We start from the raw sequence: 16,962 nt of genomic DNA, 5'->3' as shown, positions 1-16,962 counted from the left end.
ACCATGGCTGAGATCTATACCGTCCTGACCACGATGAAGAACGAAGGCGCCTTCCTGCTGGAATGGTTCGCCCATCACAAGGCGCTTGGTTTCGACCAGTTCGTGATCTGCACCAATGACTGCGACGACGCCACCGCCAAGATGGTGCATCGGCTGCAACGGATGGGTCTCGCCCGGCATCACCAGACGCTCTATCGCCCGGGGCAGTCGATCCAGCGGCAGGCGCTGAAACAGGGCGCGCGCTATCATGAGGTGCGCAAGGCCGACTGGGTCTATGTCTGCGATGCCGACGAATTTCTGGCCTCGCGCATCGGCGACGGGTCGGTCCGGGCACTGACCGCCGCCGCCAGCCCGGGCGCCCATGCGATCTGCGTGCCCTGGCGCCGCTTTGGCACCGCCGGGCAGCGCGGCTTTGAGGAGGGGCCGATCACCCGGCAATTCACCCGCGCCAATGCGACCTCTGGCCCGCGCTATGTGCCGCATGCCTTTCCCAAATCGCTGTTCCGCGCCGATATCCTGAAACAGGTGGAACGTGTGGGCGTGCATCTGCCGCTGCCGAAGCCCGATCTCGAGACGCCGCTGCATCTGGAACTGCCGGGGGCGACGCCGCTGCGGCCCGCGCATCACAAGCTGCTGGTGCAGGCCGATTACAGCCATGCGCAGGTCAACCATTACCAGCTGCGCTCCATCGACAGCTTTCTGGTCAAGTCCGCGCGCGGCAAGGTCAATCATGTGAATGACAAGATGGATTACCAGTATTGGGCCTATAACGACACCAATGACGAATCCTGTGACCTGATCCGCCGCTATGATGCCGAGGTGGAGCGCTGGATGGCCGAACTGCTGTCGGACCAGCGGCTGAACACGCTGCATCAGCGCGCCGTGCGCTGGCACCGCAACAAGATCGCCGAACTGGCGGCGCATCCCGAATTCCTGGCGATGCTGACCCGGATCGCCGCGCATCGCGAACGGCTCTTGCCGCCCGATCCCCTGCCTGCGGCGCGCCGGGGCGCGCCACGGGCCAGGGCTGCGGCGCAGGCGGCCTGATGCGGGCGGTCGCCATCACCGCCGTCAAGAACGAGGGCGCGTTCCTGCTGGAATGGCTGGCGCATCACCTGGTGCTGGGTTTCGATCATGTTGTGGTGTTTTCCAACGATTGCGAGGATGGCACCGATGCCATGCTCGACCGGCTGGCGGCGCTTGGCCATGTCACCCATCTGCGCAATCCCGGCCCCTGGGCGCGCGGGCCGCAATGGTCGGCGCTGAAGGCGGCGGGGCGGCATCCGCGCGTCAAGGCGGCCGACTGGCTCATGGTGCTGGATGTCGATGAATTCGTGAACATCCATGTGGGCGATCACCGGCTGCCCGCGCTCTGGTCGGCGCTGCCCGAGGCGACGGCGATCCCGCTGACCTGGCGGATGTTCGGCAATGCCGGCGTGGTGGCCTATGAGGACCGCCCGGTGACCGAGATCTTTACCCGCGCGGCCCCCGCCGCCCTGCCCTGGCCCTGGCGGGCGGCGCTGTTCAAGACCCTGTTTCGCAATGACGGCACCTATGGCCGGCTGGGCGTCCATCGCCCCCGCGACCCCGATCCCGCCCGGCTGGAACAGGCGCGCTGGTTCGACGGGTCGGGCCGGCCGCTGGCGGGCGATTTCCTGACCACACGGATTTTTTCCGATTTCGGCCGCGATTGTTACGGCCTGGCGCAGCTGAACCATTACGCCTTGGGCGCGATGGAGAGCTATATCGTCAAATGCGACCGGGGCCGCGCGAATCGCGAGATCGGGCCGTTTGACATGTCCTATTGGGTGGACCGCAATTTCGACACGATCGAGGATCGCTCGATCGCCGCGCTGGACAGCCGGCCCCTGCGCGCGGCGCTGCTGGCCGACCCCGAACTGGCGCGGCTTCACGCCGCTGCCGTCCAATGGCGCCACGACCGTTTCACCGAATTGATGACCGAGGAAAGCTGGCGCGCGCTGTTCGGGCGGCTGTTGATCACGCCCGCCAGCCGCGTGCTGAGCCCGGCCGAGGCGCGGCTGATCTGGCGCCACAGCCCGGCGATGCGCCCGCCCGCGACCTGAGCCGCGCCCGAAACAGTGGCCCCGGATTGTTTCGGCCCTGCCCCGGCCCTGCCCCCTTGTCTGCCTGCTTTCGACACGCGACATTGCGAGATATTGTTTATCCGATTGAAGACTGCCGGGAAAACCATGTCAGAGACTGCCCATCCCTCGCGCGCCGCGACGCGCTATGACGCCTCCATGGCGACCGACCGGGCAAGCTGGCTCGCGCGGCTGGAGGAGATCTGCGAGGAAGAAGGCTATTTCGAGCCGCTGGGCGCCCGCCATCACGCCTTTTTCGCCGATGAGGGGTCAACCCTGCTCGTGTCCTTCGAAACCGTCGATCAGGTGCGCGCGCGGCCCGACCAGATGCCCTTTGCCCTGTCGGTGGCGGCGGCAAAGGGGTGGTCGCAGCTGTGCATCATGGCCGAAGGCGACACCTGGTATCGCGACCCGGCGGTCTATCGCTATTTCGACCGGCTGGTCGATGACGCCTTCTTTGAGGATTTCGACCGCGTGGTCTTTTACGGCGCCGGGATGGGGGCCTATGCGGCCTGTGCCTTTTCGGTCTGCGCGCCGGGGGCCACCGTGCTGGCCCTCGCGCCACGCGCCACGCAAGACCCCGCCGTCGCCGGTTGGGATCGCCGGACGCTGGCCGCGCGGCGGCTGAACTTCACCGACCGTTTCGGCTATGGCCCCGACATGATCGAGGGCACCGGCGAGGTCTTCGTTCTGCATGACCCGCGCGAGATGGCCGATGCGATGCATGCGGCCCTCTATACCAAACCCTTCGTGCGGCAGTTGCGCACGCCCTTCCTCGGGCCGCAGCCCGAGGTGCCGCTGGCGGCCATGGGCATCCTGCCGCTGTTGCTGACCGCCGCCGGCGAGGGCAATCTGACGCCGGGCCTGTTCCATGCGCTCTGGCGGCGTCGGCGGGTCTTTGGCCCCTGGCTCAAGGCCATTCTCGCGCATGTCGAGGGCGCGGGCCAGCCGCGCCGCGCGCTTGGCGTGTGCCGGTCGGTCAATGCCCGGTTGCAGGCGCCACGCTTTCGCAAGCGCCAGGCCGAGCTGGAGGCGCAGCTGGGCTGAAGCTCAGCCGCCGCTGCCCGCCAGTTGCCACAGCCCCTCGGCGCGTTGCCGGGTCAGGCCGGCTCGACAGCCATAGATCACCATCGGCTCTGCCGATCCGCCATGCATCACATAGCCTTCGGCGGCGCAGGCTTCGTCGCGAAAGCTGACCCAGGCGCGCTGGCCTGCCCGCAAATGCGCCTCGGCCCCCTGTTGATCGGCGGCCAGACCGGCGTCGATCTGGCGCATCAGCGCCAGCGCGGCCTTGTAGGCATCGTTCAGATCGGCATCGGCGCGCTGCCAGTCCTGTTCGGCACAAAAGGTCAGTTCCACCTGCGCCATGGCCTGCGCGCAGTCGATCTCCTGCGCGGCGGCAAGCGTGGGCGCCAAAGTCAGCACGGCCAGTGCCAGCGCCCTCACAGCGCGCGCCCGTCATAGGCAAAGGCGCGCGCGGCGACCTCGCGCGGGTCCACACCGTCAAGGCAGTTCACATTGACCGCCACCATTTCCGCCCCGTCCGGGCCGGTGCCGGTCGAAAAGCTCTGGATGCCGCAGGTCTTGCAGAACAGATGATGGATGACCTCACGGTTGAAACGGTATTCGGTCAGCGCGTCATGCCCGCTTTCCAGCACAAAGTCGGCGGCTGGTGCGAAGACCAGCACCGAGCCCAGCCTCTGACAGCGCGAACAATTGCAGGTCACCGGCTGATCCAGGCTCGTCTCGACCCGATAGCGCACCGCGCCGCATTGGCAACCGCCATGATAAAGCATGTCCGTCTCCCTCCTGCTCGGGCGAAGGCTAGGGTGCGGGGCGCCGCGAATCCACTGGAAAATCGCCGGCGATTGCGATAGCCCGCGCCCATGACCCAGAGCCTCACCCTCCGCCGCCCCGACGACTGGCACCTGCATCTGCGCGATGGCGCGATGCTGCAAGGTGTGCTGCCCGAAACCGCCCGCCATTTCGGTCGCGCGATCATCATGCCGAACCTCGTGCCGCCGGTGGTGACCGGGGCGCAGGCCGCGGCCTATCGCGACCGGATCCTTGCCGCCCTGCCCGAAGGCGCGCGGTTCGAACCGCTGATGACGCTCTATCTGACCGAGGCGACCGAGGCGGCGGATGTGCGCGCGGCGGCCGAAAGCGGGCTGGTGAAGGCGGTCAAGCTCTACCCCGCCGGGGCCACCACCAACAGCCATGGCGGCGTGCGCGATTTCGACAGGGTGCGCGGCGTGCTGGAGGTGATGGCCGAGATCGGCCTGCCCCTGTGCGTGCATGGCGAGGTGACGACATCCGAGGTCGATATCTTTGACCGCGAGGCGGTGTTCATCGACACCGTGCTGGACCCGCTGCGCCGCGCGACCCCGGGCCTGCGGGTGGTGATGGAACATATCACCACCGAGGAAGGCGTGGCCTATGCCCGCGCCGGCGGCCCCGATCTGGGGGCAACGATCACCACCCATCACCTGATCATCAACCGCAACCACATCCTCGTGGGCGGGATCAAGCCGCATTACTATTGCCTGCCGGTGGCCAAGCGCGAAAAGCACCGCCTGGCACTGCGGGCGGCCGCCACCAGCGGCGCGGGCTGCTTCTTCCTGGGCACCGACAGCGCGCCGCATGTCGATGCGCTGAAGGAACATGCCTGCGGCTGCGCGGGTTGCTTCACCGCGACCAATACGATGTCCTGCCTCGCCCATGTCTTCGAGGAAGAAGGCGCGCTCGACCGGCTGGAGTCCTTTGCCAGCCTGAACGGCCCGGCCTTCTATCGCCTGCCGGTGAATGAAGGCACGATCCGTCTGGTGAAACACGAGGCGCCGCATGCCTATCCGGCCAAGATCTTTACAGAGGCCGGCCCGGTGACCGTATTCGACCCCGGTTTTCCGCTGCACTGGACCGTTGAAGCCTGACGCGGATTTTCGACGAAAATCCGTAAATTTCCGAGTTTTCGACGAAAACTCGACCGCGCGTTGAAAGGATGCCCCGCATGATCCCGACCTCTTTCCCGTCCAAGGAAGAAATCGCCCGCCTCACCGCCCGCGCCTTTCTGGAAATCGGCGCGGTGCATTTCAACGCGCGCGAGCCTTTCACGCTGGCCTCCGGCCTGCCCTCGCCCACCTATATCGACTGCCGCAAGCTGATCTCCTATCCGCGCATCCGCGCGACCCTGATGGATTTCCTTGCCGTCACGGTGATGCGCGAGGCCGGGTTCGAGGCCTTTGACAATATCGCCGGCGGCGAGACGGCGGGCATTCCCTTTGCCGCGCTGGTGGCAGAGCGTCTGGCCCTGCCGATGACCTATGTGCGCAAGAAGCCCAAGGGATATGGCCGCAATGCCCGGATCGAGGGCGCGATGACCGAAGGCCAGCGCGTGCTGCTGGTCGAGGATCTGACCACCGATGGCGGGTCCAAACTCTCGTTCGTGGATGCGATCCGCGACACAGGCGCGACCTGCGGGCATACGGCGGTGATCTTCTATTACGGCATCTTCCCGGAAACCGAGGCGCGGCTGGCCGATCACGGGGTGAAGCTGATCCATCTCTGCACCTGGTGGGACATGTTGGCCGAGGCCCGGGCGCAAGGCAGTTTCGACGCCGAGACGCTGGAGGGGGTCGAAGCCTTCCTGAACGATCCGCGCGCCTGGCAGGCCGCCCGCGCCAAGGGGTGACCCGGGCGCCACTTGCCGCCACGAAATGTCTGTGGACGGCGCGGGGATAAGCCCTGCGCCGAATCGTCAGACGTGGTAGTCTGCGACCGGATGCACCGCGATATCTTGTGCGGGCGGCCGCCGGTTCCGCGATCTTTGCCCGGCCGCAGGCTTATCCACAGGCCCCGGCCGCGCTTATGCACCGACTTGCCCAGATTGCCACCCGGGCCTGAGGCAGGCTAGAGCCAACACCAATCCGGGGGCCAATATCAATCCGGGGGAACGAGGCAGGGATGAACGAAGTCGCAAAAATCCGCAGCGAGGCGCCCGCCGCCGGGGAGCAGCCGGCGAGCCAGCTGGAGGCCCTGCCGCATAATATCGAGGCCGAGCAGCAATTGCTGGGCGCGATCCTGACCAATAACGACACCTATGACCGCATCGCCGCGCTGGTGAAGGCGGAACATTTCTTCGATCCCGTCCATCAGCGCATCTTCGAGATCGCCGCCGCCCGCATCCAGAAGAACGCGCTTGCCTCGCCCGTCACGCTCAAGGCCTTTCTCGAGGACGATGCCGGGCTGAAGGAACTGGGCGGGCCGGCCTATCTGGTGCGGCTGGCCGGGGCCGCGATCAGCGCCTTTGCCGCGCGCGATTTCGCGCAGATGATCTATGATTTGGCGGTGCGGCGCGAACTGATCCAGCTGGGCCGCGACATCGCCGCCAAGGCGACCAAGGTCGAGGTCACCTCCGAGCCGCGCGAACAGATCACCGAGGCCGAGCAGCGGCTGTACAAGCTGGGCGAACAGGGCGTGGCCGAGCGCGGCTTTCAGTCCTTCCTCAAGGCCGTGACCGATGCGGTGAACAGCGCCAATGCCGCCTATCAGCGCGGCGGCGGGCTGGCGGGCATTTCGACCGGGCTGATCGACCTCGACAAGAAGATGGGGGGGCTGCACCCCTCTGACCTCATCATCCTGGCGGGGCGCCCCTCGATGGGGAAGACCTCGCTCGCGACCAACATCGCCTTCAATATCGCCAAGGCCTACAAGCGCGGCATGACCCACGAAGGCCATGAAGGCGCGGTAGAGGGCGGCGCGGTCGGATTCTTCAGCCTGGAGATGAGCGCCGAACAGCTGGCCGCGCGGATCCTGTCCGAGGCGGCCGAGGTGCCGTCGGAACAGATCCGTCGCGGCGACATGACCGAAACCGAATTCCGCCGCTTTGTCGATGCCGCGAAATCGCTGGAATCCTGCCCGCTCTATATCGACGACACGCCGGCCCTGCCGATCAGCCAGGTCGCGGCGCGCGCGCGGCGGCTCAAGCGGACGCATGGGCTGGATGTGCTGATGGTGGACTATCTTCAGCTGCTGAAGGGCACCGGCCGGGGTGAAAGCAACCGCGTGCAGGAGGTGTCGGAGATCACCCAGGGCCTTAAGGCCATTGCCAAGGAGCTGAATATCCCCGTCATCGCCCTGTCACAGCTGAGCCGGACGGTGGAAAGCCGCGACGACAAGCGCCCGCAATTGTCGGACCTGCGCGAATCCGGCTCGATCGAACAGGACGCCGATGTGGTGATGTTCGTCTATCGCGACGAATATTATCACGAACGCCTCAAGCCGCCGGAAGATGACCCGCGCTTCCCCGAATGGCTGGACAAGGCCGAGCGCGTGCATGGCAAGGCCGAGGTCATTCTGGGCAAGCAGCGTCACGGGCCGATCGGCACGGTGGAACTGTCCTTCGAGGGACGCTTTACCCGCTTTGGCAACCTGGTCCAGCCCTGGCAGGCGCAGGACGAGGGGTATTGAAGGCGTTGCACAACGCCGCCCCTTGCCGCTAAACCCGGGGCATGGATGCCGCAAACCGCCAGTTCGACCTTGTGATCTTCGATTGCGACGGGGTTCTGATCGACAGCGAGATCATTTCGCTGTCGATGCTGATTCACGAACTGGCCCTGCGAGGGGTGCAGGTCGATCTGGACTATGTCTCGCGCAATTTTCTGGGGCGCAGCTATCCTACGGTGATGCAGACCATCCGCGACCAGTTCGGGCTGGACCTACCCCCCGAATTCGAGACGCATTATCGCGACCGGCTGATGGCGGCCTTCGAGGCCGATCTGACGGTGATGCCTGGCGTGCGGGCGGCGCTGGACGGGCTGGCGCTGCCGCGCTGCGTGGCAACATCCTCCAGCCCGCGCCGGGCGGAACAGTCGCTGCGGCTGACCGGGCTGGGCGATCTGGTGGGGCCACGGCTGTTCACCGCCTCCATGGTGACGCGGGGCAAGCCGGCGCCCGACCTGTTCCTGCATGCCGCCGCCCGTTGCGGCACCGATCCCGCGCGTTGTCTGGTGATCGAGGACAGCCTGACCGGCATTCGCGCCGGGCTGGCCGCCGGCATGACGGTCTGGCGCTTTACCGGCGGCAGCCATATGGCCGGTCGCGCCCTGACCCAGCCCGAGGATGCCACACCGCATCTTGTCTTTGACGACTTCAGCCGTTTTCTTGACCTGCATCCCGACCTGCGAGGCCCCGCATGAGCCGCCCGCCCAAGACCGACCCGGAACCCACCGTTCAGGACGAGGCCGCCCGCGCGGGCTGGCTTTACTATGTGGCGGGCATGACCCAGGACCAGATCGCGGCCGAGATGGGCGTCAGCCGCCAGCGGGCGCAGCGGCTGGTCAGCCGCGCCATGGCCGACGGGCTGATCCAGGTGCGGCTCAATCACCGGATCGGCGCCTGCATGGATCTGGAACGCGCCTTGCGCGACCGTTACGGGCTGACGCGCTGCCGGGTGCTGCCGGGGCTGGGGCCGGGGGCCGATCCGGTGCCGGGCATCGCCTCGGCCGCCGCGGCGGAACTGGAGCGTTTCCTGCGCATGCCCGACCCGCTGGTGATCGGCTTTGGCACCGGGCGGGCGCTGCGCGGGCTGGTCGATGCGATGGAGCCGCTGGAGGCGCCGCAGCACCGGCTGGTCTCGCTAATCGGCAATATCGCGCCGGATGGGTCGGCCTCGTTCTTTGACGTGGTCATGCGCATCTCCGACAAGGTGCGCGCGCCGCATTACCCGATGCTGGTGCCCGTGGTGTCGCCCGATGAATCGCTGCGCGCGGCCTTCCACGCCCTGCCCCCGGTGCAGCGCGTGCTGGAACTGGCACGAACGGCAGATGTGCTGTTCGTGGGGGTGGGCCAGATGTCGAATGACGCGCCGCTGCATACCGACGGCTTTGTCTCCTCCGATGAACTGGCGCAGATGCGGGCCGCGGGCGCGGCGGGCGAAGTGGCCGGCTGGGTCTTCGATTCGGAGGGGCGCTATCTTGATTTCGGCATCAATACCCGCACCGGCGGGGTGCGGGTCGAACCCGGGCTGGAGCGGCCGGCGATCGGGATCGCTGCGGGCGCAACCAAGGTTCCGGCGATTCGCGGCGCACTGAAATCGCGCATTCTCAATGGCTTGATCACAGACAGCGCCACGGCCGAGGCGCTTTTGGCGCCCGCCTGACCCTCGCAGTTGCGGCGGAAGAAGGGGATTGACGACTCACCCTCTCATGTGAGCATTTACCCGCAATGCGATGATTTGCTCACGCATTCAGGGAGGATCACTGATGAACATGACTTACCGCGCCATGCTTGGCGCGACCGTTGCGCTCACCCTTGCGGGCGCCGCTCTGGCCGAGACGACCATCACCGTTGCCACCGTGAACAACGGCGACATGATCCGCATGCAGGGTCTGATGGACGACTTTTACGCCAAGCATCCCGACATCAAGGTGGACTGGGTGACGCTGGAAGAAAACGTCCTGCGCCAGAAGGTCACCACCGACATCGCCACCAAGGGTGGCCAGTTCGACGTGATGACGATCGGCACCTATGAAGCGCCGATCTGGGGCAAGCAGGGCTGGCTGGTCAGCCTCAATGACCTGCCCGCCGACTATGACGTGGACGACCTGCTGCCCGCCATCCGCGGCGGTCTGACCGTGGACGGCAATCTGGTGGCCGCGCCCTTCTATGGCGAAAGCTCCATGGTGATGTATCGCACCGACCTCATGGAAAAGGCCGGTCTGACCATGCCCGAAGCGCCGACCTGGGCCTTCATCAAGGATGCCGCCGCCGCGATGACCGACAAGGATGCCGAAATCTATGGCATCTGCCTGCGCGGCAAGGCCGGCTGGGGCGAGAACATGGCCTTCCTGACCGCCATGTCCAACAGCTTTGGCGCCAAGTGGTTCGATGCCGACTGGAAACCCCAGTTCGACCAGCAACCCTGGAAGGACACGCTGAACTTCTATCTGGATCTGATGAACAATTATGGTCCGCCCGGCGCCTCGTCCAACGGGTTCAACGAAAACCTCGCGCTGTTCCAGCAGGGCAAATGCGGCATGTGGATCGACGCCACCGTCGCCGCCTCTTTCGTGACCAATGCCAAGGAATCGACCGTGGCCGACAAGGTCGGCTTCGCGCTGGCGCCCGATAACGGGCTGGGCAAGCGCGGCAACTGGCTCTGGGCCTGGAACCTCGGCATTCCCGCCGGTTCGCAAAAGATCGACGCGGCCAAGACCTTTGTCGCCTGGGCGACCTCCAAGGAATATCTCGCCCTCGTGGCCGAGAAAGAGGGCTGGGCCAACGTGCCCCCGGGCACCCGCAGCTCGCTCTATGCGAACCCGGAATACCAGAAGGTGCCCTTCGCCAAGATGACGCTGGACAGCATCAACGCGGCCGATCCGACCCATCCGACCGTGGACGAAGTGCCCTATGTCGGCGTGCAATTCGTGGCCATCCCGGAATTCCAGGGCCTTGGCACCATGGTCGGGCAACTGTTCTCGGCGGCGCTGGCCGGGTCGTCCTCGGCGGATGACGCGCTGGCCCAGGCCCAGGCGGCGGTGACGCAGGAAATGACCCGCGCGGGTTACATCAAGTAACGGAACCCCCAGGTTTTGTTCCTCCCGGGCGGGGCTGCCCTCTCTTCTCTCCGCGGCCCCGCCCTTTCCATTTCTCCTTCTCAGGACATTGCCATGGCGACCGAACATTCCCGGACGGCTGCGCGCCTCATGGTTTCCCCTGCTGTCATCCTGCTGTTTCTGTGGATGATCGTGCCGCTCGGGATGACCATCTATTTCAGCTTCCTGCGCTACAACCTGCTGATGCCGGGGATGGAAAGCTGGACCGGCCTCGACAACTATTACTATTTCATCGCGCAACCCGCCTTTGGCGCGGCATTGCTGAACACGCTGCTGCTGGTGGGGGGCGTGCTGCTCATCACCGTGATCGGCGGCATCGCGCTGGCCTTGCTGCTGGACCAGCCCTTCAAGGGTCAGGGCATCGTGCGGGTCATGGTGATCGCGCCCTTCTTCGTGATGCCCACCGTGTCCGCGCTGGTGTGGAAGAACATGTTCATGAACCCGGTGAACGGCATGTTCGCCCATCTGGCCAAGGCCCTTGGCCTGCAACCCTTTGATTTCCTGTCACAAGCGCCCCTGCTGTCGATCATCATCATCGTCGCCTGGAGCTGGCTGCCCTTTGCAACGCTGATCCTTCTGACCGCGCTGCAAAGTCTGGACCGCGAGCAGATGGAGGCGGCCGAGATGGACGGGGCAAGCTGGCTCAACCGTTTCATCTATCTAACCGTGCCGCATCTGACGCGCTCGATCACCGTGGTCGTGCTGATCCAGACCATCTTCCTGCTGTCGGTCTTTGCCGAGATCCTGGTGACCACCAATGGCGGCCCCGGCACGGCTTCGACCAACCTGCCCTACCTCGTCTACCAGCAATCGCTGCTGAATTTCGACGTGGGCGGCGGCAGCGCGGGCGGGATCATCGCCGTCATCCTCGCCAATATCGTTGCCTTCTTCCTGATGCGCATGATCGGCAAGAACCTGGAGAGCTGAGACATGGCCCGCAAATCCTCTGCCGGTAAGACCGCCGCCGTCACCATCGCGGCCTGGACCATCGGCTTTCTGATCTTCTTCCCGATCCTGTGGATCATCATCCTGTCCTTCAAGACCGAGGGCGACGCGATCAAGTCGCCGCTGGCGGTGCTGACCTCGGGCTGGACGCTGCACAGCTATGCCGAGGTGCAGGAACGGTCGAACTATGCGCTGCATTTCTGGAATTCGGTCGTGCTGTCGCTGGGCTCCACCGTGCTGGCGCTGGTCATCGCGATCCCCGCCGCCTGGGCCATGGCCTTTGTGCCGGGCAAGCGCACCAAGGATCTGCTGATGTGGATGCTTTCGACCAAGATGATGCCCGCCGTGGGCGTGCTGGTGCCGATGTATCTGCTGTTCCGCGATCTGGGGCTTCTGGACAGCCGGGCGGGCCTGACGGTGGTGCTGACGCTGATCAACCTGCCGATCGTGGTCTGGATGCTTTACACCTACTTCAAGGAAATCCCTGGCGAAATCCTTGAGGCCGCGCGGATGGACGGCGCCAACCTGCGTTCCGAGATCCTTTATATCCTCACGCCGATGGCCGTGCCGGGCATCGCCTCCACCCTGCTTCTCAACATCATCCTGGCCTGGAACGAAGCCTTCTGGACGCTGCAACTGACCACCAAGGCCGCCGCGCCGCTGACCCAGTTCATCGCCTCCTATTCGTCGCCCGAGGGCCTTTTCTACGCAAAACTCTCGGCGGCCTCGACCATGGCCATTGCGCCGATCCTGATCCTCGGCTGGTTCAGCCAGAAACAACTCGTCCGCGGCCTGACCTTCGGCGCGGTGAAGTGAGGTAAAACATGGGACAGATTACCCTTTCTTCCGTCACCAAGACCTTTGGCGATGTGAATGTCATTCCGCCGCTCGATCTTCAGATCAACGATGGTGAATTCGTCGTCTTCGTCGGCCCGTCGGGCTGCGGCAAATCCACGCTGCTGCGGCTGATCGCGGGGCTTGAGGATATCTCCTCGGGGCAGATCGTCATCGACGGGCGCGATGCCACCGATGCGGCGCCGGCCGAACGCGGCCTTGCCATGGTGTTCCAGAGCTACGCGCTCTATCCGCATATGTCGGTGCGCAAGAACATCGCCTTCCCGCTGAAGATGGCCGGGCTGAGCCAGGCCGAACAGGACAAGAAGGTCGAACATGCCGCGCGCATCCTGAACCTGGCCAATTACCTGGAACGCCGCCCCGGCCAGCTTTCGGCGGTCAGCGGCAGCGGGTGGCGATCGGGCGGGCCATCGTGCGCGAACCGGCGGCCTTTCTGTTCGACGAACCGCTGTCGAACCTCGACGCGGCGCTGCGCGTGACCATGCGGCAGGAAATCAGCGAACTGCACCAGTCGCTGAAGACCACGATGATCTATGTGACCCATGACCAGGTCGAGGCCATGACCATGGCCGACAAGATCGTGGTGCTGAATGCCGGCCGCATCGAACAGGTGGGCAGCCCGCTGGAGCTCTATCACAGCCCGCGCAACCTGTTCGTCGCCGGCTTCATCGGCAGCCCGAAGATGAATTTCATCACCGGGGCCGAGGCCGCGAAACACGGCTGCACCACGCTGGGCGTGCGCCCCGAACATCTGGAGGTCACCGCCGACGGCCCTTGGCAGGGCGTGATCGGGCTGGCCGAACATCTGGGCTCCGACACCTTCCTCAAGGTCACGGCCGAGGGGGTGGGCGAGCTGACGGTGCGGGTGCAGGGCGAACGCGGGCTGCATCACGGCCAGACCATCCGCCTGACCCCGCCCGCCGACAAGCTCTATCGCTTTGACGCGAACGGCATGGCCATGGGGGGCACTGCGTGATGCGGCTGGCGGGCAAGACCGCGCTGATCACCGGGGCCGCGCGCGGCATCGGGCTGGAATTCGCGCGCGCCTATCTGGCGGAGGGGGCCACGGTCACCCTGGCCGATATCAACGCGGCGGCGGTTCAGGCCGCCGCCGCGGCGCTCGGGCCGGGCGCCCATGCGGTGCAGATGGACGTGGCCGACCCCGCCAGTATCGAAGCGGGCTTTGCCGAGGCCGTGGCGCAGATGGGGCGGCTCGATATCCTGATCAACAATGCCGCGCTGTTCACCGCGCAACCGATCGTGGAAATCACCCGCGCCGATTACGACCGCATCTTTTCGGTCAATGTCGCGGGCACGCTGTTCTGCCTGCAAGCGGCGGCGCGGCAGATGATCGCCCAGGGCGCCGGCGGGCGGATCATCAACATGGCCAGCCAGGCCGGACGGCGCGGCGAAAGCCTGGTCGCGGTCTATTGCGCCTCCAAGGCCGCCGTCATCAGCCTGACGCAAAGCGCCGGGCTGAACCTGATCGCCCATGGCATCACCGTGAACGCCATCGCCCCCGGCGTGGTCGAGGGCGAGCATTGGGATCACGTGGACAGCCTGTTTGCCAGATATGAAGGCAAGGCCCCCGGCCAGAAGAAACGCGAGGTCGCCGCCGCCGTGCCCTTTGGCCGCATGGGCACCGCACAAGACCTGACCGGCATGGCGATCTTCCTCGCCACGCCCGAGGCCGACTACATCTGCGCCCAGACCTTCGGGGTCGATGGCGGCAACTGGATGGCATGACATGAACGCTCAACTCCCCCGCTACGACCGCTCCAAGCTGACGCCCGGCATCGTCCATATCGGGCTGGGCAATTTTCACCGCGCCCATATGGCCGTCTATCTGGACGACCTGTTCAATCGCGGCCTCGGCCACGACTGGGCCATTCTCGGCGCCGGGGTGCGGGCGCCGGATGCCCGGATGCGCGACGCGCTGCTGGCGCAGGATTGCCTCTCGACCGTGATCGAGCTGGATCCCGCCGGCCGCACCTGCCGGCGGGTGGGCGCGATGATCGACTTCCTGCCGGTCGAGGCCGGCAATGCCAGCCTGATCGCCGCGATGACCCGGCCCGAGATCCGCATCGTCAGCCTGACCGTGACCGAAGGCGGCTATTTCATCAACGCGGCCACCGGCCAGTTCGACCCCGACGCGCCCGAGATTGCCGCCGATGCCGCCAACCCGGCGGCGCCCGGCACCGCCTTTGGCGCGATCATCGCCGCGCTCAAGGCCCGCCGCGCCGCCGGCACGCCCGCCTTCACGGTGATGAGCTGCGATAACCTGCCCGGCAACGGCCAGGTTGCCCGCGCCGCCGTGGTGGGCCTTGCCCGCCTGTCGGACCCGGCTCTCGCCGACTGGATCGACGCGCATGTCGCCTTTCCCAATGGCATGGTCGATCGCATCACCCCCGCCACCGGCCCGCGCGAACGCGCCATGGCGGCGCAATTCGGCCTGGCCGACGACCCGGTTCCGGTGACCTGCGAACCCTTCCGCCAATGGGTGATCGAAGACCATTTCCCCGCCGGGCGCCCGCCGCTCGAACAGGTCGGCGTCACCTTTTCCGACCATGTCCACGCCTATGAGATGATGAAGATCCGCATCCTCAATGGTGGCCATGCCATCATCGCCTATCCCGGCGGGCTGATGGATATCGAATATGTGCATGAGGCAATGGCCCATCCGCTGATCACGGGCTTTCTCGATAAGGTCGAACGCGACGAGGTCATCCCCTATGTGCCGCCCGTGCCAGATACCGCGATCCCGGCCTATTACGATCTGATCCGCGCGCGCTTTTCCAACCCCGAGGTCGCCGATACCGAACGCAGGCTCTGCCTCGACGGGTCGAACCGCCAGCCCAAGTTCATCATCCCCTCGATCCGCGACGCGCGGGCGGCGGGAAAACCGGCGCGGGGCCTGGCGCTCGTCTCGGCGCTCTGGTGCCGCTATTGCGCCGGCACCAGCGACAGCGGCACGGAAATCGCCCCCAATGACCCCAACTGGGATCAGCTGAACCCGCTCGCCCGGCGCGCGCAGACCGATCCGCAGGCCTGGCTCGACCAGCCGACGATCTATGGCGATCTGGCGCGGGATGCGGGCTTTGCGGCCGATTTCGCGCATTGGGTCGCCAGCCTGCGCGATCATGGCACCGCGGCCACGCTCAGGGCCTATCTCGGCTGACCCGGCCCGGCGGGCGCGCGCCGCCCGCCGCCGCCCTGCCCGCTTTGGGCCGTTCTCCGCCCCCTTGGCGGGTTTTGTCTTGCTCCTTGCCCAAATACTCATCTTCCTTCTGCGGCAATCCCCCGCCGGTCCCGGCATTTCCCCTTGACCTTCCTGCACGCCCTGTCAAAACCGCGAACATGGCTACCGCGATCCTGACCATTGACCTTGACGCCATCGCCGCCAACTGGCGCGCGCTGGACCGTATGAGTGACCCGACCACGCAGACCGCTGCCGTGGTGAAGGCCGATGCCTATGGCCTGGGCGCGCGTCGCGTGGCGCGGGCGCTGGCCGAGGCCGGGGCCCGGCGTTTCTTCGTGGCCGTGGCCGAGGAAGGCGCCGCCGTGCGCCAGGCGCTTGGCCCGGGGCCGCAGATCAACGTGCTGGGCGGGCATATGCCCGGCGACACCGAGATGGTGCATGATCTCGACCTCACGCCCATGCTCAATTCGGTCGATCAGATCACCCGGCATCTGGAAAGCCTGCCGGGCCATCCTTTCGGCATCCAGCTTGATACCGGCATGAACCGGCTGGGGCTCGAGGCCCCGGAATGGGAGGCGGTGGCGCCGCTGGTGCTGGAACAGGGCCCCGAACTGGTGATGAGCCATCTGGCCTGCGCCGACGAACCCGACCACCCGATGAACGCGGCGCAGCTTACCGAATTTCACGCGCTGACCGACGGGATCGGCGTGCCGCGCAGCCTGGCGGCCACGGGCGGCATCCTGCTGGGGCCGGAATATCACTTTGAACTGACCCGGCCGGGGGTCGGCCTCTATGGCGGGCGCCCCTTTGCCGATGCGCGGCCCGTGGTGGGCCTGTCGCTGCCGGTCATTCAGGTGCGCGAGGTCGCCCCGGGCGAGATTGTGGGCTATTCCTGCGGCTATACCGCGACCGAGCCGCGCCTGATCGCCACGCTGGCCGCCGGCTATGCCGACGGGCTGACCCGGCGCTATTCCGGCAAGGCGACGCTGTGGGATGGCGAAACCCCGGTGCCGCTGGTGGGTCGCGTGTCGATGGACCTGATCACCGCCGATGTCACCCATCTGCGCGAGATCCCGCGCGCGCTCGATCTCCTCGGCCCGATGCAGGGGGTGGACGATCTGGCCGATATCGCCGGCACCATCGGCTATGAGGTGCTGACCTCGCTGGGCCACCGCTACAACCGGCGCTATGTCTCGGCCACCACCCGGGGGCAAGTGTGATCCTGCTTTCGCCCTTCGCGGGTCTGGGC

16 protein-coding genes and 1 pseudogene are annotated in these 16,962 nt (G+C 66.1%); 15 read left to right on the top strand and 2 right to left on the bottom strand.

What is annotated here, in order from left to right; translation table 11 throughout:
- The first annotated feature begins 3 nt into the window (after positions 1-3).
- The 3 genes from FOA17_RS00650 (at position 4) to FOA17_RS00640 (ending at position 3,149) form a co-directional block, all read left to right on the top strand.
- The gene (locus FOA17_RS00650; protein WP_149139591.1) at positions 4-1,047 is read left to right on the top strand and encodes a glycosyltransferase family 2 protein; all 1,044 of its coding nucleotides are present in this window, start codon (positions 4-6) and stop codon (positions 1,045-1,047) included.
- Positions 1,047-2,084, top strand: a complete 1,038-nt coding sequence (locus tag FOA17_RS00645) for a glycosyltransferase family 2 protein (protein WP_149139590.1) — start codon at positions 1,047-1,049, stop codon at positions 2,082-2,084. Before FOA17_RS00650 ends, FOA17_RS00645 begins: the two co-directional genes overlap by 1 nt.
- Positions 2,085-2,210: 126 nt before the next feature.
- Positions 2,211-3,149: a phosphoadenosine phosphosulfate reductase gene (locus FOA17_RS00640; RefSeq protein ID WP_149139589.1), complete on the top strand. Its 939-nt coding sequence runs from the start codon at positions 2,211-2,213 to the stop codon at positions 3,147-3,149.
- 3 nt (positions 3,150-3,152) lie between these two features.
- Here FOA17_RS00640 and FOA17_RS00635 read toward each other — a convergent pair whose 3' ends face one another.
- Both FOA17_RS00635 and FOA17_RS00630 read right to left on the bottom strand, forming a co-directional pair.
- On the bottom strand, positions 3,153-3,548 hold the full coding sequence (locus tag FOA17_RS00635) for a lysozyme inhibitor LprI family protein (protein ID WP_203232239.1): 396 nt from the start codon (positions 3,546-3,548) through the stop codon (positions 3,153-3,155).
- The gene (locus FOA17_RS00630) at positions 3,545-3,898 is read right to left on the bottom strand and encodes a GFA family protein (protein WP_149139588.1); all 354 of its coding nucleotides are present in this window, start codon (positions 3,896-3,898) and stop codon (positions 3,545-3,547) included. Before FOA17_RS00630 ends, FOA17_RS00635 begins: the two co-directional genes overlap by 4 nt.
- Positions 3,899-3,988: 90 nt before the next feature.
- Between FOA17_RS00630 and pyrC the strand changes: the two genes are divergently transcribed.
- From pyrC to alr, 12 genes and pseudogenes are all read left to right on the top strand, one after another.
- Positions 3,989-5,032: a dihydroorotase gene (pyrC, locus tag FOA17_RS00625; RefSeq protein WP_149139587.1), complete on the top strand. Its 1,044-nt coding sequence runs from the start codon at positions 3,989-3,991 to the stop codon at positions 5,030-5,032.
- 77 nt (positions 5,033-5,109) lie between these two features.
- Positions 5,110-5,790 (top strand): orotate phosphoribosyltransferase, encoded by a 681-nt coding sequence (locus FOA17_RS00620; RefSeq protein ID WP_149139586.1) that lies wholly within the window; start codon positions 5,110-5,112, stop codon positions 5,788-5,790.
- Between the two features lie 272 nt (positions 5,791-6,062).
- Positions 6,063-7,568 carry a replicative DNA helicase gene (locus FOA17_RS00615; protein ID WP_149139585.1) on the top strand — a complete coding sequence of 502 codons (1,506 nt, stop codon included), beginning with the start codon at positions 6,063-6,065 and terminating at the stop codon, positions 7,566-7,568.
- Positions 7,569-7,609: 41 nt separating this feature from the next.
- On the top strand, positions 7,610-8,296 hold the full coding sequence (locus FOA17_RS00610; protein ID WP_149139584.1) for an HAD family hydrolase: 687 nt from the start codon (positions 7,610-7,612) through the stop codon (positions 8,294-8,296).
- Entirely contained in the window at positions 8,293-9,258 is a 966-nt protein-coding gene (locus FOA17_RS00605) for a sugar-binding transcriptional regulator (protein WP_149139583.1), read from the top strand. The genes FOA17_RS00610 and FOA17_RS00605 overlap by 4 nt, the downstream gene beginning before the upstream one ends.
- Before the next feature lie 103 nt (positions 9,259-9,361).
- Complete coding sequence (locus FOA17_RS00600) at positions 9,362-10,675, top strand: ABC transporter substrate-binding protein (protein ID WP_149139582.1); 1,314 nt, start codon at positions 9,362-9,364, stop codon at positions 10,673-10,675.
- Positions 10,676-10,768: 93 nt separating this feature from the next.
- Entirely contained in the window at positions 10,769-11,641 is an 873-nt protein-coding gene (locus tag FOA17_RS00595; protein ID WP_149139581.1) for a carbohydrate ABC transporter permease, read from the top strand.
- A gap of 3 nt (positions 11,642-11,644) precedes the next feature.
- Entirely contained in the window at positions 11,645-12,475 is an 831-nt protein-coding gene (locus FOA17_RS00590; RefSeq protein WP_149139580.1) for a carbohydrate ABC transporter permease, read from the top strand.
- Positions 12,476-12,483: 8 nt separating this feature from the next.
- A pseudogene (locus FOA17_RS00585) lies at positions 12,484-13,490 on the top strand (ABC transporter ATP-binding protein).
- Positions 13,487-14,260 carry an L-iditol 2-dehydrogenase gene (locus tag FOA17_RS00580; protein ID WP_275259717.1) on the top strand — a complete coding sequence of 258 codons (774 nt, stop codon included), beginning with the start codon at positions 13,487-13,489 and terminating at the stop codon, positions 14,258-14,260. Before FOA17_RS00585 ends, FOA17_RS00580 begins: the two are co-directional and overlap by 4 nt.
- A gap of 1 nt (position 14,261) precedes the next feature.
- Entirely contained in the window at positions 14,262-15,692 is a 1,431-nt protein-coding gene (locus tag FOA17_RS00575) for a mannitol dehydrogenase family protein (RefSeq protein ID WP_149139579.1), read from the top strand.
- 179 nt (positions 15,693-15,871) lie between these two features.
- A complete protein-coding gene (alr, locus tag FOA17_RS00570) occupies positions 15,872-16,933 on the top strand; it encodes an alanine racemase (RefSeq protein WP_149139578.1) in 1,062 nt (353 codons plus the stop codon).
- Positions 16,934-16,962: the final 29 nt, after the last annotated feature.

The organism is Gemmobacter caeruleus (genome assembly GCF_008271655.1).
GTDB classification, from domain to species: Bacteria; Pseudomonadota; Alphaproteobacteria; order Rhodobacterales; family Rhodobacteraceae; genus Gemmobacter; species Gemmobacter caeruleus.
This window is presented reverse-complemented; position numbering and strand designations above follow the sequence as displayed.